Raw genomic sequence first — 24,704 nt, 5'->3', positions numbered from 1 at the left:
GAGGAGACAGAGATGAAGCACAGCAAGATCGGCTCCGTGATGACGAACGAGGTCATCAGCGCCCGGTACGCCACCCCGTTCAAGCAGGTGGCCGAGCTGCTGGCCGAGCACCGGATCAGCGGACTGCCGGTGATCGACCCCGACGACAAGGTGATCGGAGTGATCTCGGAGACGGACCTGCTGGTGCGTGAGTCCCAGGCACCCGATCCGTACCAGCCGCGGCGCCGCTTCCGGTTGCCTCGGATCAGCAGCACGGCACGGAAGGTCCGGGGGAAGGCCACGGCACGGACGGCGGGTCAGCTGATGTCCACGCCTCCCGTGTGCGTGCACGCCGAGAACACCATTGCCGAAGGCGCCCGCCGCATGGCCCAGCACAAGGTGGAGCGGCTGCCCGTCATCGACCACGAGGACCGCCTCGTCGGCATCGTCACCCGCCGCGACCTGCTCCAGGTCTTCCTGCGCACCGACGACGAGATCCGCCACGAGGTGATCGAACAGGTCCTGGTGCGCACCCTGTGGCTGGCACCGCAGACGATCACCATCGACGTGCACGACGGTGTGGTGACGCTCGAAGGGCAGCTGGAGCGCCGCACGGAGATACCCATCGCACTGCACATGGCGCGTGCGATCGACGGCGTCGTCGCGGTCATCGACAAGCTCACCTACCACGTGGACGACTCCCACCTGCAGCCGACCGACCAGGCGCTGCGGGGCGTCGCCGACGACTGGCTGCGCAAACTCTGAGGAGGAAACGGACGTCATGACCACCAAAGTGCTCGTCGCCTACGCAACGAAAAACTGGTCCACGGCGGAGATCGCCCGCACCATTACGGAGGCCCTGCGCGCCGAGGGCCTGGAGCCCGAGATGCGGCTGGTGTCCGAGGTCGGCGACATCCAGGCGTACGACGCCGTCGTGCTCGGCAGCCCGCTCTACGCGGGGCGCTGGCACAAGGACGCCCGCCGGTTCGTCCGGCGCAGCGCCCAGGCACTGGCGAAGCGGCCGGTGTGGCTGTTCAGCAGCGGCCCCCTCGACGCATCGGCCAGTGAGCGGGACATCCCGCCGGTGCCCGCCGTGCGCCGAGCGCTCATCCGGCTCGACGCCCGGAGCCACGTCACCTTCGGCGGCTGCCTGGAGGAAGGCGCGAAGGGGCGCGTGGCCCACATGATCCTCAAGTCCGGGAAGGGCGGTGACTACCGGGACTTCGGGCAGATCGCCGCTTGGGCACATCGCGTCGGTGCCACGCTCGGAGGAGAGGTCGTGGTGGCGCGGGAGGAGCACTGACGTCATGAGCGCCCCGACGCAGCAGCACCCGCGGGCCGTGGCGTGGCGGTGGCGCAGGAACACGCTGCGTCGCCACAGTGACGTCGTCGAGGCGTGGACCGTGCTCCTGCTGGGAGTCGCGATGCTGATCGTCGCGCCTCTGGCCGGGGCGTTCGCGGGATCCTTCACGTACGGCACCGCGCATGCGAGGGCAGAACGGCAACGGGCCGAGGGCCACGTCGTCCGCGCCACGCTCATCGAGGACGCTCCGGCGGCCACCAGCGCGGAGTCCCGGATACGCCATGCGGTCAGGGTGCGCTGGACCGGGCGCGATGGCAGCACGCACACGGCCGTCGCCAAGGTCGCGGCAGGCACCACGTCGGGAAGCCGGATCGACGTCTGGCTCGACGACCAAGGAAGGGTCACCACCGCCCCGATGGCCGACGACGTGCAGTGGGGCACCGCCATTGGCGTGGGGGGAGCGACGGCCTTCGCGGTCTGGGTGCTCGCTGGGGGTGCCTGGTGCACCGTACGCGTCGTGTCCCACCGGCATCGGATGGCCGAGTGGGAGCAGGCGTGGGCACGCACAGGACCGAAGTGGACCGGCAGCCAGACCTGAATCTGGACCGGACGGGCCGGAACAGGGCCGCTCGGCCCCTGCCCCGGAGACGGCTCCTCTTCGAGCCTGGTGAGCAGAGAACCACCCAGATGTGTGGGAGGGCGAACATGACGACGACACCCGGAGCCACGGCAGTCCTCGACCGCGACGGGCTCAGTGCCCTCGTCGCGGCTTTGGCCGCCGACGGCCGCACCGTCGTGGGACCCACCGTCCGCGACGGCGCGATCGTTCTGGCCGAACTTGATTCGGCCGACCAACTCCCGTATGGCTGGGGCGTAGAGCTGGAGGCCGGTCACTACCGGCTGCGGCGCCGCGAGGACGGCGCTGCCTTCGCGCACTCGGCGGGCCCCCAGTCCTGGAAGAACTTCCTCCACCCACAGCGCGAGAAGCTGTGGAGCGCTGACCGACAGCCCGACGGGACGGTGGAGATCAGCGCCGAGACCGCTGGCCGGCCGTCGTACGCCTTCCTCGGAGTCCGCCCCTGCGACCTGCGGGCCATCGCGATCCAGGACCGGGTGCTGACGGGCGGCGCCTTCAAGGACGGCGGCTATCAGGAACGCCGGAGGGGAGCATTCCTGATAGCCGCTGAGTGCGCTGAACCGGGTGCGACCTGCTTCTGCGTCTCCATGGGCAGCGGTCCCGGCGTCGACACCGGCTTCGACCTCGCCCTCACCGAGGTCGTCGACGGCACGGGACACCGTTTCTTCGTACGCGTCGGCAGCGCGGCGGGTGCGGCACTACTCGCCAAGATCCCGCACCACGAGGCCGATGACGACACGAGGGATGCGGCGGTCGGTGCGGTCTCCGAGGCCGTCGACAAGATGGGCCGGGCCATGCCGCCGGTGAGCCTGCGGCAGCTGATGGGCGAGAGCCTGGAGGCCGAACGCTGGGACGACGTCGCTTCGCGCTGTCTGACCTGCGGCAACTGCACGATGGTCTGCCCGACCTGTTTCTGCACCACCACCGAGGAGGTCACCGACCTCACCGGGGACCACGCGGAGCGCTGGCAGCGCTGGGACTCCTGCTTCGACCTTGACTTCTCCTACGTCCACGGCGGGCCCGTGCGCTCCTCGGGCCGCAGCCGCTACCGCCAGTGGCTCACCCACAAACTCGGCACCTGGCACGACCAGTTCGACAGCTCGGGCTGTGTGGGCTGCGGCCGCTGCATCGTCTGGTGCCCCGTCGGCATCGACATCACCGAAGAGGTCGAGGCCCTGAGAGAGGAATCGGAACGATGAGCAACACCACGACCATGTTGAACGCTTCCGGCCGAGCACCGCAAGCGGCTGATGCACATCGCTCGCCAGGTGTCCTTCTCGGCCGGAACGCGGATCTTCGAGGAGGGCGGGCACGCCGACCGGTTCTGGATCATCCGCACCGGTTCGGTCGTCCTGGACATGCACGTCCCCGGCCGCCGTTCGCCCGCGATCGAGACACTCGGCCACGGTGAACTGGTCGGCTGGTCCTGGCTGTTCCCGCCCTACGTCTGGCAGCTCGGTGCCGTGGCGCAGAGCCCGGTGCGGGCCGACGAGTTCGATGCCCTCGCGGTCCGGCTGATGTGCGAGGACGACCCGGCCCTCGGCGCGGTCGTCGGCAAGTGGGTCGGCCGCGTGCTCGCCCACCGGCTGCAAGCGGCCAGGACGCGCCTTCTGGACCTGTACGCCCCCTACGGCAGTGGAAACGGTGCGCGGGGATGACCGCCGTGCCGGTGCCGTACCGGGTCGTCGCCCGATGGGCGGAGACCCCGGACACGGCCACGCTGCGCCTGGAGCCGGTCGGGGAGTCGCTGCCTGCCTTCGTGCCGGGGCAGTTCGCGATGGTCTGGGCGTTCGGCCGGGGCGAGATCCCGCTGTCGGTCAGCGCCATCCCCACCACCGGCGGCCTCGCGCACACGGTACGCCGCGTCGGCGCGGTCTCCGACGGGCTGTATGCCGCCGAGGTCGGCGACGTCCTGGGTCTGCGTGGCCCGTACGGAACCGGCTGGGAACTGGAGAAGGCCGCCGGACAGGACCTGTTGGTCGTGGCCGGGGGCATCGGGCTCGCCCCGCTCCGCCCTCTGGTGCGGGACGCGGTCGCCTGCCCGAAACCGTACGGACGCCTGAACGTCCTGGTGGGCGCGCGGACTCCGGACGATCTCATGGCGAAGATCGAGACGCGGCAGTGGGCGACGGCGTTCACCGGAGTGACCGTCGACCGAGCGGCCACGGGCTGGGCGGGCCGGGTCGGCGTGGTCACCCAGCTGTTGGACGAGGCCCGCTTCACGCCCGACAACACGACGGCGTTCGTCTGCGGCCCCGAGCCCATGATTCGGGCCACCGCGCGCGACCTGCTCCATCGAGGCGTGCCCGCGGACCGCGTCCGGGTCTCTCTGGAACGCAACATGCGCTGCGCGACCGGACACTGCGGCCACTGCCAGCTCGGCCCGCTGCTGCTGTGCAGGGACGGCCCCGTGGTCACCTGGGACCGTGCCGAACCCCTGCTCTACGTAAGGGAGCTGTGAGATGAGCCCACCAACGCTCGCCGTGTTCAAGCTCGCCTCCTGCGACGGCTGCCAGCTCACCCTGCTCGACTGCGAGGACGAACTCCTCGGCCTCGCCGGGCAGGTGGAGATCGCCCACTTCCTGGAGGCGAGCAGTGCGGTGGCTGCCGGTCCCTACGACCTCACCCTCGTCGAAGGGTCCGTCACCACACCGGCCGACGCGGAGCGTGTCCGCGAGATCCGGGCCGCCTCCCGCCACCTGGTGACGATCGGGGCCTGCGCGACGGCCGGTGGCGTCCAGGCGCTGCGGAACTTCGCCGATGTCGAGGAGTTCACCCGCACCGTCTACGCGCGCCCCGACTACATCGACACGCTCGCCACCTCCACCCCCGTCTCCGCCCACGTGGACGTTGACTTCGAACTGCGCGGCTGCCCCATCGATCGCCGTCAGCTCCTCGAAGTCATCACCGCCTACCTGGCGGGCCGCAGGCCCGACATCCCGAACAACAGCGTCTGCTTCGAGTGCAAGCGGCGCGGCACGGTCTGCGTCACCGTCGCCCACGGCACGCCCTGCCTCGGCCCCGTCACCCACGCCGGATGCGGGGCGATCTGCCCGGCCTACGGACGTGGCTGCTACGGCTGCTTCGGCCCCTCGGGGTCGGTGAACCTGCCCGCGCTGATCCCGGTGCTGCACCGCGACGGCATGGACGACCGCGACACCGAACGCTTCCTGCACACCTTCAACACCGCCGCTTTCGAAGAGGAGTTACGCCGATGACGCACCGCGGCAGCCGCGTCCTGCATGTCGGCTCCCTCTCCCGGGTCGAGGGCGAAGGCGCCCTGCACCTGAGCGTGCACGACGGGACGGTCACCGAGGCGCGACTGCGGATCTACGAGCCGCCGCGGTTCTTCGAGGCGTTCCTGCGCGGCAGGGCGTACACCGAACCGCCCGACATCACGGCGCGGGTGTGCGGCATCTGCCCGGTCGCCTACCAGATGAGCGCCTGCGCCGCCATCGAAGACGCGTGCGGGGTCACCGTCGACCCGGCCCTGCGTGAGCTGCGCCGGCTCCTGTACTGCGGCGAATGGATCGAGAGCCAGACCCTGCACATCTACCTCCTGCACGCCCCCGACTTCCTCGGCTGCGACAGCGCCATCGACCTGGCCCGCACGGCCCGCGCACACGTCGAGCGGGGCCTGCGCCTGAAACAGGCGGGCAACGCGGTCCTCGACCTCCTCGGCGGCCGTGCCATCCACCCCGTCAACGTCCGCATCGGCGGCTTCCACCGCACACCGACACCCAGGGAACTCAAGCCGTTGGAGCGCCAGTTGACGCGAGCCCTTGACGATGCCTGGCGCACCGTCGAGTGGGTGTCCGGCTTCGACTTCCCCGACGCGGAGACCGACGCCGACCTGTTCGCGCTGGCCGCCCCGGGAACGTACGCCATCGAGACCGGCACTCCCACCGTCCTGCGCACCGACGGCGGCACGCCGAACGCCTTTCCGCTCCATGCCTTCCTCGACCACGTCCGTGAGGAACACCTCCCGCATTCCACCGCCCTGCACTCCACCCTCGACGGCCGCCGCCACCTCACCGGCTCCCTGGCCCGGTTCGCGATCAGCGGCCGGTGGCTGCCACGTACGGCCGCGGAAGCAGCCCGCGCCGCCGGACTCGGCGATCCGCACGAAGGCGCGGTCTGCCGCAACCCGTACCGGTCGATCCTGGTCCGGGCCGTCGAGGTCGTGTACGCGGTCGACGAGGCGCTGCGGATCATCGCGGAGTACGAGCCGCCGCGGTGGCCGTACGCCGAGGTGCCGGCGGTCGCCGGGACCGGGCACGGTGCGACGGAGGCTCCCCGAGGACTGCTCTACCACCGGTACGTCCTGGCTGCCGACGGCACCGTCACCGACGCCTGCCTCGTGCCGCCCACCGCGCAGAACCAGGGCGCCATCGAAGACGACCTGCGCCGCACCGCCCAGCACGCGATGACCCAGAACACGATGACCCAGAACGGCGCGGCGGACGACGAGCTGACGCTCCTGTGCGAGCGCGCCATCCGCAACCACGACCCGTGCATCTCGTGCTCCACGCACTTCCTCGACCTGACCATCGACCACACCTGACCGTCCGGGAGGACACCGTGCTCCACTCGCCGCGCACAGTGAGCGACGTGATGACCCACACCGTCATCGCCGTGGGCCAAGAGGCCCCCTTCAAGGAGATCGTCGCGCTGATGCAGCAGTGGAAGATCAGCGCGCTGCCCGTCCTGGCGGGCGAGGGCCGGGTGATCGGCGTGGTCTCCGAAGCGGACCTGCTGCCCAAGGAGGAGTTCCGCGACAGCGACCCCTCACACTTCGACCAGCTGCGGCGTCTGTCCGATCTGGCCAAGGCGGGCGGCATGGACGCGGGCGACGTGATGAGCACCCCCGCCGCCACCGTTCATCCGGACACCACCCTCCCGCAGGCCGCACGCATCATGGCTCTGCGGCACGTCAAGCGACTCCCGGTCGTAGACGTCCACGGTCTGCTGCAGGGCGTGGTCAGCCGCAGCGATCTCCTCAAGGTCTTCCTGCGCACCGACGAGGAGCTCGCCGATGAAGTGAGGCGCACCGTGACCGCCTTCCTCTTCCCGGACCGGGCCGTCACCGTGACCGTCGAGGGCGGCGTGGTCACCCTCGGCGGGGAGATCCGCGACAGGACCCTCGTCCCGGTCGCCGCCCGTCTCATCCGGGCCGTCGAAGGCGTCGTCGACGTACACATGGACCTCACCGAGCCCGACCAGGGGCCGCCCCGATGAAGTTCCTGGACGAGTACCGCGACCCCGCGCTGGCGCGGGAGCTGCTTGCGGAACTGCGGCGCACCGCGACGCACCCCTGGCAGATCATGGAGGTGTGCGGCGGCCAGACACACACCTTGGTCCGCCAGGGCATCGACGAGCTGCTCCCCGTGGGCATCCGCATGATCCACGGCCCCGGCTGCCCGGTCTGCGTCACCCCGTTGGAGACCCTCGATCGCGCCATGGCCATCGCCGCCCGACCCGGCGTGATCCTCACGAGCTTCGGCGACATGCTGCGCGTGCCCGGCACCACCACCGACCTCCTCGACCTGCGCGCCCGCGGCGCGGACGTACGAGTGATCTACTCGCCGATGGACGCGGTGCGCACCGCCGAGGAGAACCCCGGCCGCGAAGTCGTCTTCCTCGCCGTCGGGTTCGAGACCACCGCGCCCGCCAACGCGATGACCGTGCTGCACGCTGCCCGCCTGGGGTTGCGCAACTTCTCGCTGCTGGTCAGCCACGTCCTCGTACCGCCCGCCATGACCGCGCTCCTGGACGACCCGGACTGCGAGGTCGAGGCGTTCCTGGCCGCAGGGCACGTGTGTGCGGTCATGGGGTGGACGGAGTACGAGCCGATAGCCGCACGGTACGAGGTGCCCGTGGTGGTCACCGGTTTCGAGCCGCTCGACCTGCTGGAAGGGATCCTGATGGCGGTCACCCAGCTCGAAGAGGGCCGACACGATGTGGAGAACCAGTACGCCCGCGCCGTGCACCGCACGGGCAACACCACGGCCCAGGACGTCCTCGCCCGCGTCTTCCGGATCACCGACAGGGCCTGGCGCGGCATCGGGACGCTCCCCGCGAGCGGACTCGAACTCGCCCCGGAATACGCCGCCTTCGACGCGGCCCGCCGATTCGACGTGAGCGGCCTGCACTCCGTCGAGGACCCCGACTGCATCGCGGGGGACATCCTCACCGGAGCCCGGCTGCCCACCGACTGCCGTGCCTACGGGACGCGTTGCACACCCCGCACCCCGCTCGGCGCCCCCATGGTGTCCAGCGAGGGCACCTGTGCCGCTTTCCACGCCGCAGGACGAACCAGGAGCGCCCGCACATGAGCCTCGACTGCCCCCTCCCGTATGGTGCGCACGAACTCGTCCAGCTGGGCCACGGCGCGGGCGGCAGGCTCACCGCCGAACTGCTCGACAGGCTCGTCCTGCCCGCCCTCGGCGGGCCACCGGAAGGACCGCTCGAAGACGCGTCCCTTCTCCCCAGGGAGGGCGAACTCGTCGTCTCCACGGACTCGTTCGTGGTCAGCCCGCTGACCTTCCCCGGCGGGGACATCGGCTCCCTGGCCGTGCACGGGACGGTCAACGACCTGGCCATGCGCGGCGCCCTGCCGGTGGCGCTGACCCTTGCCGTGATCGCCGAAGAGGGACTCCCGTTAGGGGAACTCCGCTCCGTGCTCGGCTCCGCGGGGAAGGCCGCACACCAGGCAGGCGTCCCGATCATCACCGGAGACACCAAGGTCGTCGGACGCGGAGCCGCCGACCGCCTCTTCCTCAACACGACTGGCATCGGCCGCCGCGTCCCCGGCCTGACCCCCTCCGCCGCCCGTGCCCGACCCGGCGACGCGGTCCTGCTCTCCGGCCCGATCGGCCTGCACGGCACCGCCGTCCTCTCCACCCGCGAAGGGCTCGGCTTCGAGGCGGACATCGTCTCCGACACCCGCCCCCTGCACCGACTCGTCCAGGCCCTCGCGCCGTTCGGCGGCGCCGTCCACAGCCTGCGCGACCCCACCCGGGGCGGCTTGGCGGCCTCGCTGAACGAGATCGCGTGCGCCTCCGGCATCGTCGTGGAGATCGAAGAAGCGGCCGTGCCCGTGCCGTCGGCCGTGGCGGCCGCCTGCGACCTGCTCGGGCTCGACCCGCTGGTCGTCGCGAACGAGGGCTGTCTGGTCGCCTTCGTGGCAGCGGACGCGACGGACGCCATCCTCGGCGCGCTCCGCGCGTACCCCGAGGCAGAGCAGGCCGTCCGCATCGGGCACTGCGGCGAAGCCGCCGCTGCCCGGGTCGAGTTGCGCACGCTGATCGGCGCACGACGGGTGGTCGACATGCCGCTCGGCGAGCAACTGCCGCGCATCTGCTGAGAGTGCGGACAACTAGCGTGGATCTGCTGAGAGGTGGCGCCAAGGAGGCGGTGCTGTGGCCCACTCGGCCCTGTCGCACATGCCCTGGCCCCGAGATGATCTGAACGGACACCCGACGCCCGGGGGGCAGCCATGACCGAACGTTCTCACTCTCCCGAACACCCGATTCGAGTCTTCCTTCTCGACGACCACGAGGTCGTCCGCAGGGGTGTCCACGACCTGCTCGACTCCGAGCCCGACATCTCGGTCGTGGGCGAGGCGGGCACGAGCGAAGAGGCGTTGGTCCGTGGTCCGGCGCTGCGCCCGGACGTGGCTGTCCTCGACATCCGGCTGCCGGACAGCGACGGCATCACGGTCTGCCGTGAACTGCGGTCGAAGATGCCGGACCTCGCCTGCCTGATGCTGACCTCCTTCGATGACGACGACGCGCTCCTGGACGCGATCATGGCGGGCGCGGCGGGCTACGTCCTGAAGCAGATCAAGGGCACCGACCTGGTCGGCGCCGTCCGTACCGTCGCCGCGGGCCAGTCCCTGCTCGACCCGGCCACCACGACCCGTCTGATGAGCACTCTGCGAGGGCCTGACGAGGTGACCGCACCGCAAGACGACAGGCTGGTCGGCCTTACGGAGCGGGAACGCGGCATCCTCGCCCTGATCGGCGAGGGGCTCACCAACCGCCAGATCGGCAAACAGCTCTACCTCTCGGAGAAGACCGTCAAGAACCACATCTCCCGGCTCCTGGCGAAGCTGGGCGTGGAACGGCGCATCCAGGCCGCCGTGATCGCGGCGCACTTCGAGTCGGACCAGCCACGCTGAAGCGGCACCACCTACCTGCCCCGCAGTGGAACCTGCCACTCCAGGTGGGTGCCGCCCTCAGGGCCGCGCCGCAAGGACAGCGTGCCGCCCAGCCTCTCCGCCCGCTCGGCGAGGTTGCGCAGCCCGCTGCGTCGCCCGCTCGGGCCCATGCCGACGCCGTTGTCCGTCACGGTGAGCGCCAACTGTCCCTTGCGTATGACTATGGAGATCTCCGCGGCCGATGCCCGGGCATGCCGGGTGATGTTGGAGAGGGCCTCGCTCAACACAGCCACCGCGTCGTCGGCGACTTCGGCCGGAACATCGGTGTCGATCAGTCCCTCCATGCGTAGTGCGGGCGTGAAACCGAGCGCCGCGACCGCTTCTTCCACCGTTCGTGCGGTCCGTACGCGCAGCCCGGGGCCGACCGTCGTGCTCGCGTCGTGGACGCGCAGGCCGAAGATGGTCGACCGGATGATCTTGATGGTGGTGTCGAGGTCGTCCACCGCCCGCATCAAGCGTTCGGAAGCCTCGGGGTGCTGGACGAACCGCTGGGCACTCTGCAGCGTCATGCCGGTCGCGAACAGCCGCTGGATCGCCAGGTCATGCAGGTCCCGGGCGATCCGGTCCCGATCCTCGAGCAGACTCAGCTGCTCGGCATCGCGCCGCCGCTCCGCCAGCTCCATGGCCAGCGCGGCCTGTCCGGCGAAACCGGGCAGCGGAGCGGTCTCGGCCGCGCTGAAGGCCGGCCGGCCGGTCCGCCGCGCCAGGACCAGCGTGCCGCGCAACCGGTCGGCTGTTCCCATGGGGACGGCGACCGCAGGGCCCATTCCCTTCCACCTCTCGGGGGTGAAGGTGACACGGGGGTCATCGGTCACGTCCCCGGTCACCACGAGGCCGCCTTCGTGCAACGCGGCCCCGGCCAGGGTTCCTTGCCGGGGGATGCGTTGGCCTTGGTGTATCTCCGAGCCTTCGCCGAGGGCGAGGGCGCCCTGTAATTCCGCCCGCTCCGCCACCACCAGATCGACCACGCCGATATCGGCCGAGGTGATCTCCATGGCGCGCTCGACCATCAACTCCAGTACCTGGGACTCGGACGTACCGGACAGCAGGGCGTTGGTCAACTCGGCGCCTGCTGCCAGCCACCGCTCGCGCAGCCGTGCCTCCTCGTAGAGTCGCGCGTTCTCGATGGCTACGCCCGCGGCCACGGCGAGCGTCGACAGGACCGCCTCGTCCTCGGCGTCGAAGGCGTTCCCGTCACGCTTCTCAGTGAGGTAGAGGTTCCCGAACACCTCCTCGCGCACCCGGATGGGCACACCGAGGAACGAGTGCATCGGCGGATGGTGGGCCGGAAACCCGGACGAGGCCGAGTGCTCGGACAGCTCCCGCAACCGTAACGGCTCGGGATGCCGGATCAACTCGCCGAGCAGGCCGTGTCCCGACGGCAAGTCGCCGATCTGCGACCGCAGTTGCTCGTCCATCCCGACGGGCAGGAACTCATCCAGCTTGCTGCCCATGCCGATGACGCCCAGCGCCCCGTACTCGGCGTCCACCAGCACGACCGCGGTCTCGACGATCCGACGGAGCACTTGCGGAAGATCCAGCTCCCGCCCGACCGAAAGGACCGCCTCCAGCAGTCCGTGCAGCCGATCCCGCGTCCCGCGCACGGCGTCGATCCGCACCTGGAGCTCTTCGAGCAGCTCATCCAGTCGCAGCCGCGGCAACTGACGTGATCCGAAGTGCTCTTCCCCACCCATGTGCTGCCTCCGCCGGACTCCGAGAGACAAGGCGTTGTTCCATCCTCACGTTAGCCGTACGACCAGGGCGCGGGAGTAGGGGCGAGCGTGATTCCTACGAGTGGCCACAGGCCAGGGGTCCCAGTCGAACAGCCCGTGAGGCTCGGGGCTCGGGGCTCGCGGGCGGCCCCGCATGGCTTTCCCGGGCATGCCGCGCCTGCAACAACGGTGCGCACTTCCCGACGGACGCGTTTTGAGGCGGTGCTGCGCGGGGTGCGTTCTGAAAGGTCGTTCTCGCACAGGTCGGCCATTGACCGCGCCGGACCCCCCGAGTCAGGCCAAGTATCCACCTACAGGGCATAAGCCTGGGCTATTAGTACATAAGATGGAAATCCTTACAATAATGCGCTGACTGCGTCGAGGCTGGGACCCGCAGCACCGGTCCACACAGAGGAATTGACGCAGTGAAACTCACGTACATGGCCGCCGCGATCGCCACGATTGCTCCGACGTTTCTCGGTGTCACTCCCGCGAGGGCGGCCGAGGCGCCGGACACAGCGGTGACCGTCCCCGACCGGCTCCCGCCCGAGGGCTCGGAGGAGGACGGGGCCGGGCCGGCGGACGACGGGAACGAGACCGGCCCGACGGCAGCGCCCACCTTGCAGCTGACGGCCTCCGCAGCGCCCCACGCCAAGCCCGGAGGGAAGAGCCGGGAGGCCGTCGACGCGCCGGATCTCAGGCTGGCGAACGTCCCGGACGCCATCGTGGCGGGCGGTGACTGGCGGGACTTCTCGATCGTGATCGACAACCCCAACGGCACCCTGGAGAACTGGGGACTGGACATGTCCCTCAACGGCATCGAGGGTGTCATCCACGGCGAGACCCTGCGGGTCCAGGTCCACGTCGACGGCGGGTGGCGCGACGCGAGGCTCATGAGCCCGCCCGATGATCCCGACAAGGATTTCGCTCTCCTGGAGACGTTCACGATTCCGACCGGGCGGACGACCGTCCCCGTCCGCATCCGCGCGGCAGCGGACGCCCCGCTCGTCGACTTCTTCATCAACGCGGTTGTTTTCGACGACGACGAAGCCCAGTCCGACGGAAACTACTGGGAGCCGTCGAAGATCGTGGCTCCTTCCGAGGAGGGCGAGGAGCCCGGCGAAGGGGAGGCTCCGGGCGGAGAGGAGAAGCCCGGCGGCGGCGAGCGGCCTGGTGGGGGCCAGGAGTCCGGCGGCGGCAGCCGGCTGGGCAAGGGGAGCAGCGGCAGTACGGCTCCGGTGGCCTCCGGCTCCTCGGCGGACGGGAGCGGTGACCGGTCCGCCCCCGGACACTCCGACGGAGTCCGTGACACCGCACACAAGAGCCCTTCGCGCGATGCTTCCCTGGCCGCGACGGGCAGCCACGCCTCCGATTGGATACTCGGCGCCGGCGGCGCCTCGGTCGCGCTGGGCACGGTCCTGGCCGCGGCGGCCCGTCGGCGTCGACGCGTAGCTCCCTGAGTACGCGGGCGCCGGGTACCACAGCTGGCACGCGGTCGGCATGCTGCGCTCCGCCGTCGCGCTATGGCGCTCGCGGCGCAGGAGGCCTTGGAGACGGCGTGCGGCGCGGTCGAGCGGACCCGGCAGACCGCCGAGAGGCAATCACGATCTGGGCGGCGACGTTTCCGGGAAAACGGCACCTAAGCGGACAGGCTAGCGATCACACCCACTGAGATCACTTCTTAGGCCCTGACCGTGCCGGGCTTTCGACCCTCGGGGATGTCTAGCTAGCTGACGTATCCGCAGGTAGCAATCAATGGCGATATGCAGGTAATTGGAGGTCACGAATGCGTAAGCGACTGGCCACAGTGGCAGTCTCGGGCAGCATTGCTCTTGCCGTCGCCGCCCCGGCCGCGTTGGCTGTGGCGGCCGACGAGCCGCTGGCGGCTTGGGCGCTTCCTTTGGGTCACCTTGCTGACCAGATGAAGATGGCGGCGATGTGGAGTCCAGCGAGGTAGTTGGTGGCGGTCTTGTCGTAGCGGGCGGCCGGGCCGCGCCACTGCTTGGGCTTGTTGATGCACCGCTCGACGGTGTTGCGCTGCTTGTATGCCTGGCGGTCGAAGGCTGGTGGGCGGCCGCTGGATCGTCCTCTCTTCTTGCGTTTGGCGACCTGGTCGGAGGGCTGAGGGATCACCGCCCGGATCCCGCGTCTGCTGATGACCCCGCCGATCAGCGCCTTCGGCACACCCGGCACGCCAGCATTCCCACGACGGGCCGGTGGGCAGGGCGCCGATCGGCTCGGTCCCGGTCAGCAACGTCGAGTAGAGCGCACCCAGTTCCTCGCGGCGGGCCGCGGACGCTCGCTGCCAGTGCCCACCGAGACCGGGGGTGGCCAGGTCGGTGTGGAATCCGACCAGACCTGTGCGCGCGTAGAGCACCAGGTGTAGCAGCGAGATGTCGCTGTAGCCGAGGATCGGCTTGGGGTCGGCCCTGACCGCGTCGAAGTCGATCAGGTCGAGGTAGCCGAACACCGTATGGCCGCCGTCGTGCGCGACGATCGCGCGCACCTCGGGATCACGCAGCAGACCGTTGAGCTCCGCGACGATCTCGTCCGGCCGCGCCGCGCTCCACCAGCGGTGTCGCCCGGCTTCGAGGAGCGGCGCGAGGCGCACCCGGAAGCCCATCCCTTCGATCTCGGCCACCGCCCGGTCGAGATCGGGTACGTAGCGGTCGTGCAGTGGCCCGGACAGTGCCGCGACGACGACGAGATCTCCGCGCACGAGGGCGCGGGGGCGCAGCAGTTGAGGCGGTACGTCAGCGTTGGTCACCGAGGCAGTCTTCGCACACCCGTAGCGTCGCGCCACTCATTTACCGGCCCTGCCCGTAGCTTCTTCTGGCAGCACCGTACGGCGCCTGCCGCCCCCGGGCGCCGTACGGTGGGAGCGCGGCGGCCCGCCTTTCCGAAGCTGGAAGACGGGCCGTAGCGATGAGTTCGACGGGGTGGGTCCGGGGTTCAGCGCGTGAGTTGGCCGGTCTCCGGTTCGGCTTCGCGTGGGATCGCGGGCCGCTCGGACGGGATCAGCAGCGTGGCCAGGACGCCCAGGGCCAGGAGGCCGGCGGCGAGGCAGGCGCTCAGTGCCACGCCGCTCGCCATGGCCTCGCGGAAGGCGTGGGCGACGCTCTCGGTGGCGGGTTCGCGGCGAGCGGTGCGATGGCGGCCTCCGCGCTGTCGGTGATCGCCGCGGCGTAGTGGTCGGCTTGCCCGGCGGGCATGTGCGCGTCGGTGAGGGTGGAGCGCGGCGAGGACGACGTTGGTGACCTGTGCCGTCGCGAAGCCCACGCCGATGCCGTAGGCGAACATGGTGAGGATGATCGCCCACCAGGGCGCCGATGTGGTGGCGGCGACAACGCCGAGCGCGGCCAGGGCGACGGCCTCCAGGGCGAGCCCCGTACGGACCAGGACGACCACGGACACCTTCTGGGCCAGGCCGAAGCTCATGCCGCTGGCGAAGAAGCTGCCCACGGCGAGCGGCAGCAGTGCCGCTCCGGCCTGGAGGGCGGAGCAGCCGAGGGTGAACTGCAGCCACAGCGGGAGCACGGCGATGATGCCGAACTCGCCCAGGCCGATGACCAGAGTCGCGATGTTGCCGTTGCGGAACGAGGAGATCGAGTACAGCCGTGTGTTCATCAGCGGCTCGACGTCGCTCCCGGCTCGGTTGAGCCGCACCTGGCGTCGTACGAACCAGGCCAGCAGCAGCGCCGCCACGGCGAGCGCCACGAACGCAGGCGACAGCCCGCCGTCCCAGGAGAGGCCGAGCCCGTCGAAGGGCCTGATGCTGGTCACCCAGCCGTACGTGCGGCCCTCCACCCTGCCGAAGGCCAGGGCCGCCAAGCCCAGGGCGGACGCGGATGCCGCGGGGCGGTCGCGGAGCGCCGATGCGTGGCTGCAGAGGATTTCACTTCCCGCCGGCGGTTGAAGCGAGACGGTTCGTCTTGTTAAGGTGTGCGCATGGCTTTCCTCTTCTTCGTCTGAGTCCGGGCACGGCCCCTGCCGCCGTTTCTGCTGCCCGTAGACCCTTCTCATGCCCAGGGAAAAGCCTCATGCGCGACCGCGCCCCTACCCCCCTGCCCACCGCCGTCCCCGTGGTGGCACAGCTGTCCGTCAAGTCCGTCACCAAGTCGTACGGCACCCGGACCGTCCTCGACCAGGTCTCCTTCACCGTCCGGCCGGGCGAGAAGGCCGCCGTCATCGGGGAGAACGGCTCCGGCAAGTCCACCTTGCTGCGCCTGATGGCCACGGCCGAGATGCCGGACTCCGGGGACATCACCGTCCGCTTCCCCGGCGGCACCGGCCACCTCGCCCAGACCCTCGGCCTCGACGCGGACCGCACCGTTCAGCACGCCGTCGACCTCGCACTCAGCGACCTCCGTGACATGGAGCGCGGACTCCGTACGGCCGAGGAGTCCCTCGCGGACGCCTCGGAGGCGGAGCTCGCCGACTATGGAGAGCTGCTCATCGCCTACGAGGAGCGCGGCGGCTACGAGGCGGATGCCCGCGTCGACGCGGCGATGCACGGGCTCGGGCTCGCCGGGATCACCCGGGAGCGCCCGCTCGGCTCGCTGTCCGGCGGCGAGCAGTCGCGCCTCGCGCTCGCCTGCGTCCTGGCCGCAGCCCCCGAACTGCTGCTCCTCGACGAGCCGACCAACCACCTCGACGCGGCGGCCGTGCGCTGGCTGGAGGAACACCTGCGCGCACACCGCGGCACCGTCGTCGCGGTCACCCACGACCGCGGCTTCCTGGAACGCATCGCCACCACGATCCTCGAGGTCGACCGGGACGAGCACACCGTGCGCCGGTACGGCGACGGCTGGGCCGGCTACCGCGCCGCGAAGGCCGCCGCCCGGCGCGGAGCGGAGCAGCGGTACGCCGACTGGGTCGAGGAGTTGGCCCGCGCGGAGGAACTCCTTGAGGCGGCCGGAAGGCGGCTGGCCACCACCGGCCGCGACCCGAAGCAGGGTTTCGGCAAGCACCGCCGTTCGAGCGAGGCCAAGCTCGGCGGGCAGGTGCGCTCGGTGCGGGAGCGCCTGGACCAGTTGCGGCGCAACCCTGTAGCGGAGCCGCCGATACCGCTCCGGTTCACGACGGCGCTGCCGTCGGCGGCCGGCGGCCCGGTCCAGGGCGCGCTCGCCGAGCTCGACAATGTAAGGGTCGGGCAACGGCTAAGCCTGGACGGGCTCTTGACCATCGAGCCCGGCGGGCGCCTCCTCGTCACGGGCGAGAACGGCGCGGGCAAGACGACGCTGCTGCGCGTCCTTGCGGGCGACCTGCACCCGGACGCGGGCACGGCGCACCGCCCCGCCCGGACCGGCTACCTCGCCCAGGAACTGCCCGCGCACGCCACGCGACTGCCCCTGCTCGCCGCGTTCGCCGCCGGACGACCCGGCCTGCCGGACGAGTACGCCGAACAGCTCCTGTCCCTGGGCCTGTTCCGCGAACAGGACCTGCACGTTCCCGTCGCCGACCTGTCCGTGGGCCAGCGGCGGCGACTCCAGATCGCGACCCTCGTGACGCGACCCGCGAACCTCCTCGTCCTCGACGAGCCGACCAACCACATCGCACTCGACCTGGTCGAGGACATGCAGGCGGCGCTCGCGGCGTACCCAGGTGCGGTGGTGGCGGTCTCGCACGACCGGGACTTCCGCGCGGGCTTCGAAGCCGAGCGGCTGGAACTGCACGCGGGCCGCAGGCGCTGAGCGACACCTGAAGCAACTGGATCAACCCAACCAACTCGTCCAGCTCAACCAACTGAAGTCGCTGCAAGAAGGGATGACCCATGGCCACCCTCCTGACACCACGACAGTGCGCCGACCGCACCGCCGCCGCCGTCGATGCGGCCGTCGTGGCCGGGCGCGGGCTCGGCCTGACCGTCGCCGAGCCCAGGGTGCTCCACGACGTCTTCTCGGTCGCCGTCCACCTCGCCCCCGCACCGGTCGTGGCCCGGATTCCCACCGTCCTGCCCCGCCCCGACGATCTGGCCACCCTCGCGTGCCGCCAGCAGGACGAGCTGGACGTCACCCGGTGGCTCGCCGACCGGGGAGTCCCCGTGATGGCGCCCAGCCCGCTCGTGCCGCACGAACCCGTGCAGCGCGACGGGTTCTCGATGACGTTCTGGCCGTACGTCGAGGAGGCCAGGGACAAGGAACCCGACTACGTGGCGAACGCCGAGAGCGTCGCCGATCTGCACGTTGCACTGCGCGCCTACCCGGGCCGCCTGGAGTTCCTGTCCGCGGCCGACCCGGATTTCATCGCGGACAGCCTCACCCTGCTCGACCAGCACCCCGACCTGATCGGCAGGGCCGAACTCGACCGCGCCCGCCGCGAATGGCGGCTCCTCGAACCCCTCGTACGCTCACGCGCCGCCTTCGAGGCCCGCTTCCCCGCCGTCGACCTCCAGCCCATCCACGGCGACTCCCCGCCCGCGAACATCTTCCACGCGCTCGACGGCGACCTCTACGCCGACTTCGAACTGGTCACGCTGGGCCCCGTCGAGTGGGACCTGGCCGCGCTCGGACCCGAGCACGAGGCCGCCTACAACCACGGCGCACGACGCAACGGCACGAGGCCGCTAGACGAGGACGCACTCGCATTCGCCAACGCCCTGGGCATGGTGAGGATCATCGCCACGCTCACTCTGGTCCCGCAGCTTCCCGAACTGATGGAGTACCTCAAGCCCGCGGTCGACCACTGGCAGACGACGCCCTTCGCTTTCGACTTGGGCAGCTGAAACCGACCGCCAGGCGCGAGTCGTTCGTGGTCGGCCGCATCGTCCAACAGCCGTGTCGCGAGGCCCCCGGATCCGGATCGAGGTGGCTTGCTCATCAGGATCGCGCGGGAAAGGATCTACGGTCTGTGCGGGCGAGCGGCCGGTGACGTGCGGGAATGACAAGGTGGGGCGGGATGAGCGAGCACGGTCGGCGGCGGGGGCACCGTACGGTGGACCGGGTCGCAGGGATCCTGGAGGCCGCCGCGCGGGCGCCCGGCGGGGTGACCGTGGCCGAGTTGGCGCGGACGCTCGAGGCACCGGCGAGTTCGGTGCAGGACTTGGTCAACGGCCTTGTCGCGACCGGTTTTCTGCTGGAACAGCACCGGCGCTTCCGGCTCGGCCCCGCCCCGCACGTCCTCAATCTCATCGCGGGCCGGGTCGTCCCTCGGATCAGTCAGGCCGAGTTGGACGAGCTGAGCCGCGTAGCGGGAACCCCCGTGTTGCTCACGGTGCGGGTCGGGCTCGATGCCGTATACGTCGCCCGTGGTGGCGAGGAGCACATTCCCCGCCTCGTACCGCTCGCCGACCAGCACGTCGCCCGGCCGCTGCTGCGCACGGCCGCGGGCCGGCTGCTCCTCGCCCTCACCGACGAGGCGGAGCGCCGCGAACTGCTCGACGAACTCGCCCGCCACGACCTCGACGCGGTCACTGAGTTCCGCCGCGCCCTGCCGGGGATCCGTGCATCGCGGATCAGCCGCAGCGAGGGGCTCGCGGACCCCGAGGTCAGCGCGCTGGCGATCCCCGTCACCGACGGCGGCGTCGTCACGGGGGCCCTCGCCCTCATGCACCGGCGGCGCGGCCGCTCGGAGCGGCCGCGCCTGGACCGGGCGGCGGCCCGGCTGCTCGCGCACGTCCAGGAGGGGCGGACGTGACCTCCGCATCGATTCACGGATATCCGTGATTCCGGGCGCTCGTGTGCCGCTGGAACGAGCATCCCGGCATGACATCGCACACGCTGAACACGACCGGGACGACCACGACCGACACGAGCACTAGCACGACCGAGACGATCTCGCCGCCTTCTGCCGGTGAGATCGTCTCCGGGCTCCTGCACACCCTCGGCGGTCTCGATCCGGCCCGGGGAGCCGAGGACATCACCGTCGTCGGGGCCGATCCCCTGGTGCCTTCGGTGCACCGCCTGGCTGATGCCATGTCGGCCGCGATCGGCGTCTTCGGGCGGCAGACGGCTGCGGTCGGCGAACTGCGCGGCCATGCGCACCAGAAGGTGGAGGTGCGGGCCGAGGCCGCGATCGACCAGCTCATGGCGACGTATCACACGACGGTCTCGGGGCGTCCGGTCGGCGCTCTCCTCGACGATCCGACGCTGCTCGGCAACAACGACTTCTACCGGGCGCGGGACGGCCGGTGGATCTTCGTCATCACCACCTATCCGCAGCTGCGGGACGCCGTCCACTCCGTGCTGCACTGTCCGCTCGACAAGGTGGGGATCGCGCGGGCCGTGGCCGACTGGGACGCCTGCACGCTGGAGGAGGCCATCTGTACGCGGGGCGGCGTCGCCTGCGTCGTGCGCAGCAGGGACGAGTGGCTCGCGCACCCCGCCGGGCGGTACGTGGCCCAGCGTCCGGTCGTCGAGATCGAACGTGTCGGTGACGGACCCCGTCGGCCGCTGGAGCCCATCGGTGCGGCCGACGAGGCGCTCGCGGGCGTACGGGTGCTCGATCTGACCCATGTCATCGCGGGCCCTGTCGCGACGCGACTGCTCGCGCAGTTCGGCGCCGACGTGCTGCACCTGTCGCGCCCCGACCGCCCCGACCCGATCCCGATGATCGCGATGACCGGCGGCGGCAAGCGCAACGCCTACTGCGACCTGCGCGACGCCCAGGACCGTGCGGCCTTCTACGACGCGCTCCAGGACGCGGACGTCTTCGCGCACGCCTACCGGGGACTCGCCCGGTACGGGGCGTCGACCGAGGAACTCGTCCGGCGTCGCCCCGGACTCATCACCCTCGAATACCACGCCTGGGGCGCCGAAGGACCCTGGAGCGAACGCGGCGGTTTCGACCAACTGGCCTGCTCGGCGACCGGATTCGCCGACGAGGAGCGGACCGACCGGCCGTCGCTGCCGCCGACGTACCTGGTCAACGACTATCTCGCCGCCTACCTCGGTGCCGCCGCCGTCGCGACGGTCCTGCGTCGACGTGCGACCGAGGGCGGCTCCTGGCGGATCCGCGTGACCTTGGCCGGAGTGTGCCACTGGGTGCGGGAACTCGGCCTCTTCGCGTGGGAGGACGTGCGTGACCTGCCCCGCCCCGGGCGTGCGCCCCTCGCCGAACTGTCCACCACTGAAACGGACTTCGGCCCGCTCACCGAACCGGCGACACCGTTCTCGTACAGCGGGCGCCCGGTCCCGCAGCCCGGCCGGCGCTCCCCGCTCGGGTCCGCCGCTCTCCAGTGGCGTTGAGCGAGCCGTGCACCCGTCCCACCCCCCCCATTCCTCAGGAGGCACCGCAAGATGTCCGAGAAGACGCATGTCCCGACCGGCCGCGGACTCCTCGCCGGAGTCCGCGTCATCGAACTCGCCAGCGTCATCATGGCTCCGTACGCCGCCCAACAACTCGGCGACCTGGGCGCGGACGTGATCAAGGTCGAGCCGCCCACCGGCGACATGACACGCCACTACCCGCCCCGACGCCACCCCGGCATGGGCGGCCCGGCGCTCAACCTGAACCGCAACAAGCGCAGCGCCGCCATCGACCTCAAGGCCCCGCACGGCCGCGACGCCCTGCTCGCCCTGCTGCGCACCGCCGACGTCCTCATCACCAACCTGCGCCCGCAGGCCCTGGAGAAGCTCCGCCTCGGCTACGACGAGGTCGCGGCCGTCAATCCCGGCCTCATCTACGCGAGTGCCCAGGGCTTCCGCAGCGACAGCCGCTTCGGCGCCCGCGCCGCCTACGACGACATCATCCAGGCGGCCAGCGGTCTGGTCTGGCTCAACCACCAGGTCTCCGGTCGGCCCCACTACGTGCCGACGGTCCTCGCCGACAAGATCTGCGGCATGCAGATCGCCCAGTCGGTCCTGGCCGCGCTGCACTACCGGGAACACGGCGGCACCGGACAGCACATCGAGGTCCCCATGGCCGACACCATGCTCGCCTTCAACCTGGTCGAGCATCTGGGAGCGGCCGCCCTGGAGGCCGACGGGGAGTTCGGCTCGGCCCGCTCACTCAGTCCAGAGCGCCGCGCGTTGCGCACCGCCGACGGCTGGATGTGCATCCTGCCGCACAGCGACCGCAACTGGCGGGACTTCACCGCTTTCGTCGGCAGCCCCGAACTGGCCGCAGACCCGCGCTTCGCCACCGCACCCGAACGGGCCCGCAACGCCGACGTGTTCTATCCACTGCTCGCGGACCTTGCGCTCCGGCACACCAGCGCCGACTGGCAGGAGTTCTGCGACCGGGCGGGCATCGCCGCCGCCCCGGTGCTCGACCTGGAGTCCGCAGCCACCACCGACTACGCCCAGGAGGGCGGTCTGCTGCGCCATGCCGAGCACCCCACCGAGGGCCCCTACCGGGTCATCGGCCGCCCGGTCCGCTACTCGGCCGACCCGGAACCGGAACTTCGGCCCTGCCCGCGCATCGGCCAGCACACCGACCAGGTGCTCCGCGAAGTCGACTTCGACCCCGCCTTGCTGCACTCCGCGAACTGACAGGGTTCCGGTACCGGATTCGCGTATCGGCTTCCCGTACCGGATGCGCGTACGGCGTCCCCGTACTGAATGCGCGCATCGACAAGAAACGCACCGTCCACTCACCAACTCCGGGAGCGGAGAATCATGTCTCCTTCGACTTCGACGCCTTCACCGATCGCATTCCCCGATGTCGTCCTGCCCGAATCGGCCCGCCGGCTGCGCCGCGAAGTCCGCGTCTTTCTCGACGAGGAGCGCGCCCGCGGCACCGTCCTCGGCCGCCCCGATTCCTGGCTGGCCGGCTGGGACCCCGGCTTCAGCCGCCGTCTCGCCGAGCGCGGCTGGGTCGGCATGGCCCTGCCCACCGAGTACGGCGGTGCGGGCCGCGGCTTCCTGGAACGTTACGTGGTGATCGAGGAACTGCTCGCGGCCGGCGCCCCGGTCAGCGCCCACTGGGTCTCCGACCGGCAGGCAGGCCCTTCCGTCCTTCGGCACGGCACCGAGGAGCAGCGTCGCTTCTTCCTGCCGCGGATCGCCGCCGGGCGCTGCTTCTTCTCCATCGGCATGAGCGAGAAGAGCAGCGGCTCCGACCTGGCATCGGTCGCGACCCGCGCCGAACGCACGGCTGACGGCTGGCGGTTGACCGGCACCAAGATGTGGACCGGCGGCGCTCACGTCAACGACTACGCCATCGTCCTGGCCCGCACCGACGACACCGAGGACAAGCACGCGGGGCTCAGCCAGTTCATCGTCGACCTGCGCGCGTCGGGCGTACGGATCGAGCCGATCCGGCTCATGAGCGGCGAGCACCGCTTCAACGCCTTCCATCTCGAAGGCGTCGACGTTCCCGACGGCATGCTGCTCGGGCAGCGGGGCGACGGCTGGAAGCAGGTCACCGGCGAACTCGCCTTCGAGCGCAGCGGCCCGGAACGCTACCTGTCCACCTTTCCCCTCCTCGTCTCCCTGCTCCGCGAACTGGAGAAGGGCTCGCCCACGGCCCAACAGCTCACCCAGGTCGGCATCCTGACAGCCCGTCTGCACAGTGTCCGCCGACTGTCCCTCGGGGTGGCGGCAGCACTGGACGCGGGTGCCTCGCCCGACATCCAGGCCGCCCTGGTCAAGGACCTCGGCACCCGCCTGGAGGGCACGCTGGTCGACACCGTCCGCAGCGTCCTGCCGACCCCGGCCGATCCGCACGCCACTCCCGGCAGCCACGCCGAACTGCTCGCCTTCGCCCTGCTGCACGGCCCCGGCTACACCCTGCGCGGCGGCACCAACGAAATCCTTCGCGGCATCATCACCCGAGGTCTGGAGCAGCACTGATGAACACCCACACGATCGACACCAGCGCCCCCGTCATCTCCGCCGACGCCTACGACACCGCCGGCTTCCACGCCGCTGCGGGTGCCATCGCCGTCGTCACCAACACCACCGCTCCCGACGCCGTGGCCCTCCCCTCCGAGGACGCCTCCACCGCCGAACTCCTCGCCGCCGCCCAGGAGGCAGGGCGCCGTGCCGTCCCCGCGCCGCTCGCCGAGACCGCTCTGGTCGTCCGCCCCCTGCTGCGCCGCGCCGGACTTCCCGTCCCCGAAGGACCCCTCAGTTACGCGATCGCTCCCGAGCTGACGATCCGGTACGCGCGTCCGGCCGCCTCTGCCGTCGGTTCGGCCGGTTGCCTCGGCGACGACGACACCCTGCTGGTCACCGGTACTCTTCGCCGCGTTCCCTGGGCCCGCGCCGTCACCTCCGTGGTCGTCCTGGCCACCGCCCCCTTCGGCCCCGTCCTGTTCACCCTCGCCCCTGACCAGACCGTCCTCACCCCCGGCGGCAACCTCGCCGAGGAACCCCGCGACGACCTGCACCTCGCAGCCCTGGAGATCCCCGCGTCGCAGGTCCGCCGGATCGCCCCCGAACTGCTCGACGAGGCAGGGGTCCGCGCGGCCCTGGCCCGCTCCGCCCTGATCGCCGGTGCCGCTGAACGCTGCGTCGAGCTGACGGTCGCCCACACCACCGCACGCACCCAGTTCGGCCGTCCGCTCAGCCGCTTCCAAGCCGTCAAGCAGGAAGAGGCGCGGCTGATCGAGGAGACCGCGCTGGTCCGCGCCGTGGTCAGGGCCGCCGCCGCCCCGCTGGACGGCGGCGGCCCTGCCGCGCGGCTCGCCGTCGCCGCGGCCAAGACCCAGGCATCCGCATCGGCTGCCGAGATCACCCGCATCGCCCACCAACTGCACGGCGCCGTCGGCATCACCCGGCTCAGCCCGCTCCACCTCGCCACCACCCGACTGTGGTCCTGGCGCGACGAAGACGGTGACGAGACCCACTGGGCCCGCTGCCTGGCCCGCTCCCTCACCGCCACCACACTCTGGCCGTCCCTGACCACCGCCAAACCATCACAAAATATCCCAACTCACCGTTAACTCTTGGCGATACCCTCGTTGTTCCC

22 protein-coding genes and 1 pseudogene are annotated in these 24,704 nt (G+C 70.8%); 20 read left to right on the top strand and 3 right to left on the bottom strand.

Features of this window, described 5'->3' with window-relative positions:
• Positions 1–12: 12 nt before the first annotated feature.
• The 12 genes from ACIO9J_RS02685 (at position 13) to ACIO9J_RS02630 (ending at position 10,101) form a co-directional block, all read left to right on the top strand.
• On the top strand, positions 13–744 hold the full coding sequence (locus ACIO9J_RS02685) for a CBS domain-containing protein (RefSeq protein ID WP_401991365.1): 732 nt from the start codon (positions 13–15) through the stop codon (positions 742–744).
• A 16-nt stretch (positions 745–760) separates the two neighbouring features.
• Complete coding sequence (locus ACIO9J_RS02680) at positions 761–1,282, top strand: flavodoxin domain-containing protein (RefSeq protein WP_401991362.1); 522 nt, start codon at positions 761–763, stop codon at positions 1,280–1,282.
• A 4-nt stretch (positions 1,283–1,286) separates the two neighbouring features.
• A complete protein-coding gene (locus ACIO9J_RS02675; protein WP_401991361.1) occupies positions 1,287–1,880 on the top strand; it encodes a hypothetical protein in 594 nt (197 codons plus the stop codon).
• A 107-nt stretch (positions 1,881–1,987) separates the two neighbouring features.
• Positions 1,988–3,118 (top strand): 4Fe-4S dicluster domain-containing protein, encoded by a 1,131-nt coding sequence (locus tag ACIO9J_RS02670; RefSeq protein WP_401991358.1) that lies wholly within the window; start codon positions 1,988–1,990, stop codon positions 3,116–3,118.
• A gap of 51 nt (positions 3,119–3,169) precedes the next feature.
• Positions 3,170–3,577: a Crp/Fnr family transcriptional regulator gene (locus tag ACIO9J_RS02665; protein WP_401991355.1), complete on the top strand. Its 408-nt coding sequence runs from the start codon at positions 3,170–3,172 to the stop codon at positions 3,575–3,577.
• Positions 3,574–4,380, top strand: coding sequence for an FAD/NAD(P)-binding protein (locus ACIO9J_RS02660; protein ID WP_401991353.1), 807 nt, complete (start codon positions 3,574–3,576; stop codon positions 4,378–4,380). Before ACIO9J_RS02665 ends, ACIO9J_RS02660 begins: the two co-directional genes overlap by 4 nt.
• Before the next feature lies 1 nt (position 4,381).
• Positions 4,382–5,137 (top strand): oxidoreductase, encoded by a 756-nt coding sequence (locus ACIO9J_RS02655; protein ID WP_401991351.1) that lies wholly within the window; start codon positions 4,382–4,384, stop codon positions 5,135–5,137.
• Entirely contained in the window at positions 5,134–6,483 is a 1,350-nt protein-coding gene (locus ACIO9J_RS02650) for a Ni/Fe hydrogenase subunit alpha (protein ID WP_401991348.1), read from the top strand. The genes ACIO9J_RS02655 and ACIO9J_RS02650 overlap by 4 nt, the downstream gene beginning before the upstream one ends.
• Positions 6,484–6,533: 50 nt before the next feature.
• Entirely contained in the window at positions 6,534–7,157 is a 624-nt protein-coding gene (locus tag ACIO9J_RS02645) for a CBS domain-containing protein (RefSeq protein WP_401993012.1), read from the top strand.
• Positions 7,154–8,254 carry a hydrogenase formation protein HypD gene (gene hypD, locus ACIO9J_RS02640; RefSeq protein ID WP_401991345.1) on the top strand — a complete coding sequence of 367 codons (1,101 nt, stop codon included), beginning with the start codon at positions 7,154–7,156 and terminating at the stop codon, positions 8,252–8,254. Before ACIO9J_RS02645 ends, hypD begins: the two co-directional genes overlap by 4 nt.
• On the top strand, positions 8,251–9,285 hold the full coding sequence (gene hypE, locus ACIO9J_RS02635; protein WP_401991342.1) for a hydrogenase expression/formation protein HypE: 1,035 nt from the start codon (positions 8,251–8,253) through the stop codon (positions 9,283–9,285). Before hypD ends, hypE begins: the two co-directional genes overlap by 4 nt.
• Positions 9,286–9,417: 132 nt before the next feature.
• Positions 9,418–10,101, top strand: a complete 684-nt coding sequence (locus ACIO9J_RS02630; RefSeq protein ID WP_401991340.1) for a response regulator — start codon at positions 9,418–9,420, stop codon at positions 10,099–10,101.
• A gap of 11 nt (positions 10,102–10,112) precedes the next feature.
• Here the strand turns inward: ACIO9J_RS02630 and ACIO9J_RS02625 are convergent, their stop codons facing one another.
• On the bottom strand, positions 10,113–11,834 hold the full coding sequence (locus ACIO9J_RS02625) for a GAF domain-containing protein (protein ID WP_401991337.1): 1,722 nt from the start codon (positions 11,832–11,834) through the stop codon (positions 10,113–10,115).
• Positions 11,835–12,277: 443 nt separating this feature from the next.
• Here ACIO9J_RS02625 and ACIO9J_RS02620 point away from each other — a divergent pair, with 443 nt between their 5' ends.
• Positions 12,278–13,312, top strand: coding sequence for a hypothetical protein (locus tag ACIO9J_RS02620; protein WP_401991334.1), 1,035 nt, complete (start codon positions 12,278–12,280; stop codon positions 13,310–13,312).
• 445 nt (positions 13,313–13,757) lie between these two features.
• Here ACIO9J_RS02620 and ACIO9J_RS02615 read toward each other — a convergent pair.
• Both ACIO9J_RS02615 and ACIO9J_RS02610 read right to left on the bottom strand, forming a co-directional pair.
• A pseudogene (locus tag ACIO9J_RS02615) lies at positions 13,758–14,619 on the bottom strand (LD-carboxypeptidase).
• Positions 14,620–14,804: 185 nt separating this feature from the next.
• Positions 14,805–15,683, bottom strand: coding sequence for a hypothetical protein (locus tag ACIO9J_RS02610; protein WP_401991331.1), 879 nt, complete (start codon positions 15,681–15,683; stop codon positions 14,805–14,807).
• 209 nt (positions 15,684–15,892) lie between these two features.
• On the opposite strand from ACIO9J_RS02610, the gene abc-f reads away from it, so the two are divergent.
• The 7 genes from abc-f to ACIO9J_RS02575 all read left to right on the top strand — a co-directional run bounded on the left by abc-f (position 15,893) and on the right by ACIO9J_RS02575 (position 24,678).
• The gene (gene abc-f / locus ACIO9J_RS02605) at positions 15,893–17,545 is read left to right on the top strand and encodes a ribosomal protection-like ABC-F family protein (protein ID WP_401991328.1); all 1,653 of its coding nucleotides are present in this window, start codon (positions 15,893–15,895) and stop codon (positions 17,543–17,545) included.
• Between the two features lie 80 nt (positions 17,546–17,625).
• Complete coding sequence (locus ACIO9J_RS02600; RefSeq protein WP_401991325.1) at positions 17,626–18,576, top strand: aminoglycoside phosphotransferase family protein; 951 nt, start codon at positions 17,626–17,628, stop codon at positions 18,574–18,576.
• Between the two features lie 173 nt (positions 18,577–18,749).
• Positions 18,750–19,487, top strand: coding sequence for an IclR family transcriptional regulator (locus tag ACIO9J_RS02595; RefSeq protein WP_401991322.1), 738 nt, complete (start codon positions 18,750–18,752; stop codon positions 19,485–19,487).
• Positions 19,488–19,555: 68 nt separating this feature from the next.
• Entirely contained in the window at positions 19,556–21,037 is a 1,482-nt protein-coding gene (locus ACIO9J_RS02590; protein ID WP_401991319.1) for a CoA transferase, read from the top strand.
• A 51-nt stretch (positions 21,038–21,088) separates the two neighbouring features.
• Positions 21,089–22,282, top strand: coding sequence for a CaiB/BaiF CoA transferase family protein (locus tag ACIO9J_RS02585; protein ID WP_401991316.1), 1,194 nt, complete (start codon positions 21,089–21,091; stop codon positions 22,280–22,282).
• A 126-nt stretch (positions 22,283–22,408) separates the two neighbouring features.
• The gene (locus ACIO9J_RS02580; protein WP_401991313.1) at positions 22,409–23,584 is read left to right on the top strand and encodes an acyl-CoA dehydrogenase family protein; all 1,176 of its coding nucleotides are present in this window, start codon (positions 22,409–22,411) and stop codon (positions 23,582–23,584) included.
• The gene (locus tag ACIO9J_RS02575; protein ID WP_401991310.1) at positions 23,584–24,678 is read left to right on the top strand and encodes an acyl-CoA dehydrogenase family protein; all 1,095 of its coding nucleotides are present in this window, start codon (positions 23,584–23,586) and stop codon (positions 24,676–24,678) included. Before ACIO9J_RS02580 ends, ACIO9J_RS02575 begins: the two co-directional genes overlap by 1 nt.
• The last annotated feature ends 26 nt before the right edge of the window (positions 24,679–24,704 follow it).

Origin of the sequence: Streptomyces sp. NPDC087300 (genome assembly GCF_044744425.1) — a bacterium.
Classification (GTDB): domain Bacteria; phylum Actinomycetota; class Actinomycetes; order Streptomycetales; family Streptomycetaceae; genus Streptomyces.
Note: the sequence above shows the minus strand (reverse complement) of the source record. Positions and strands in the feature narration are given on the sequence as shown.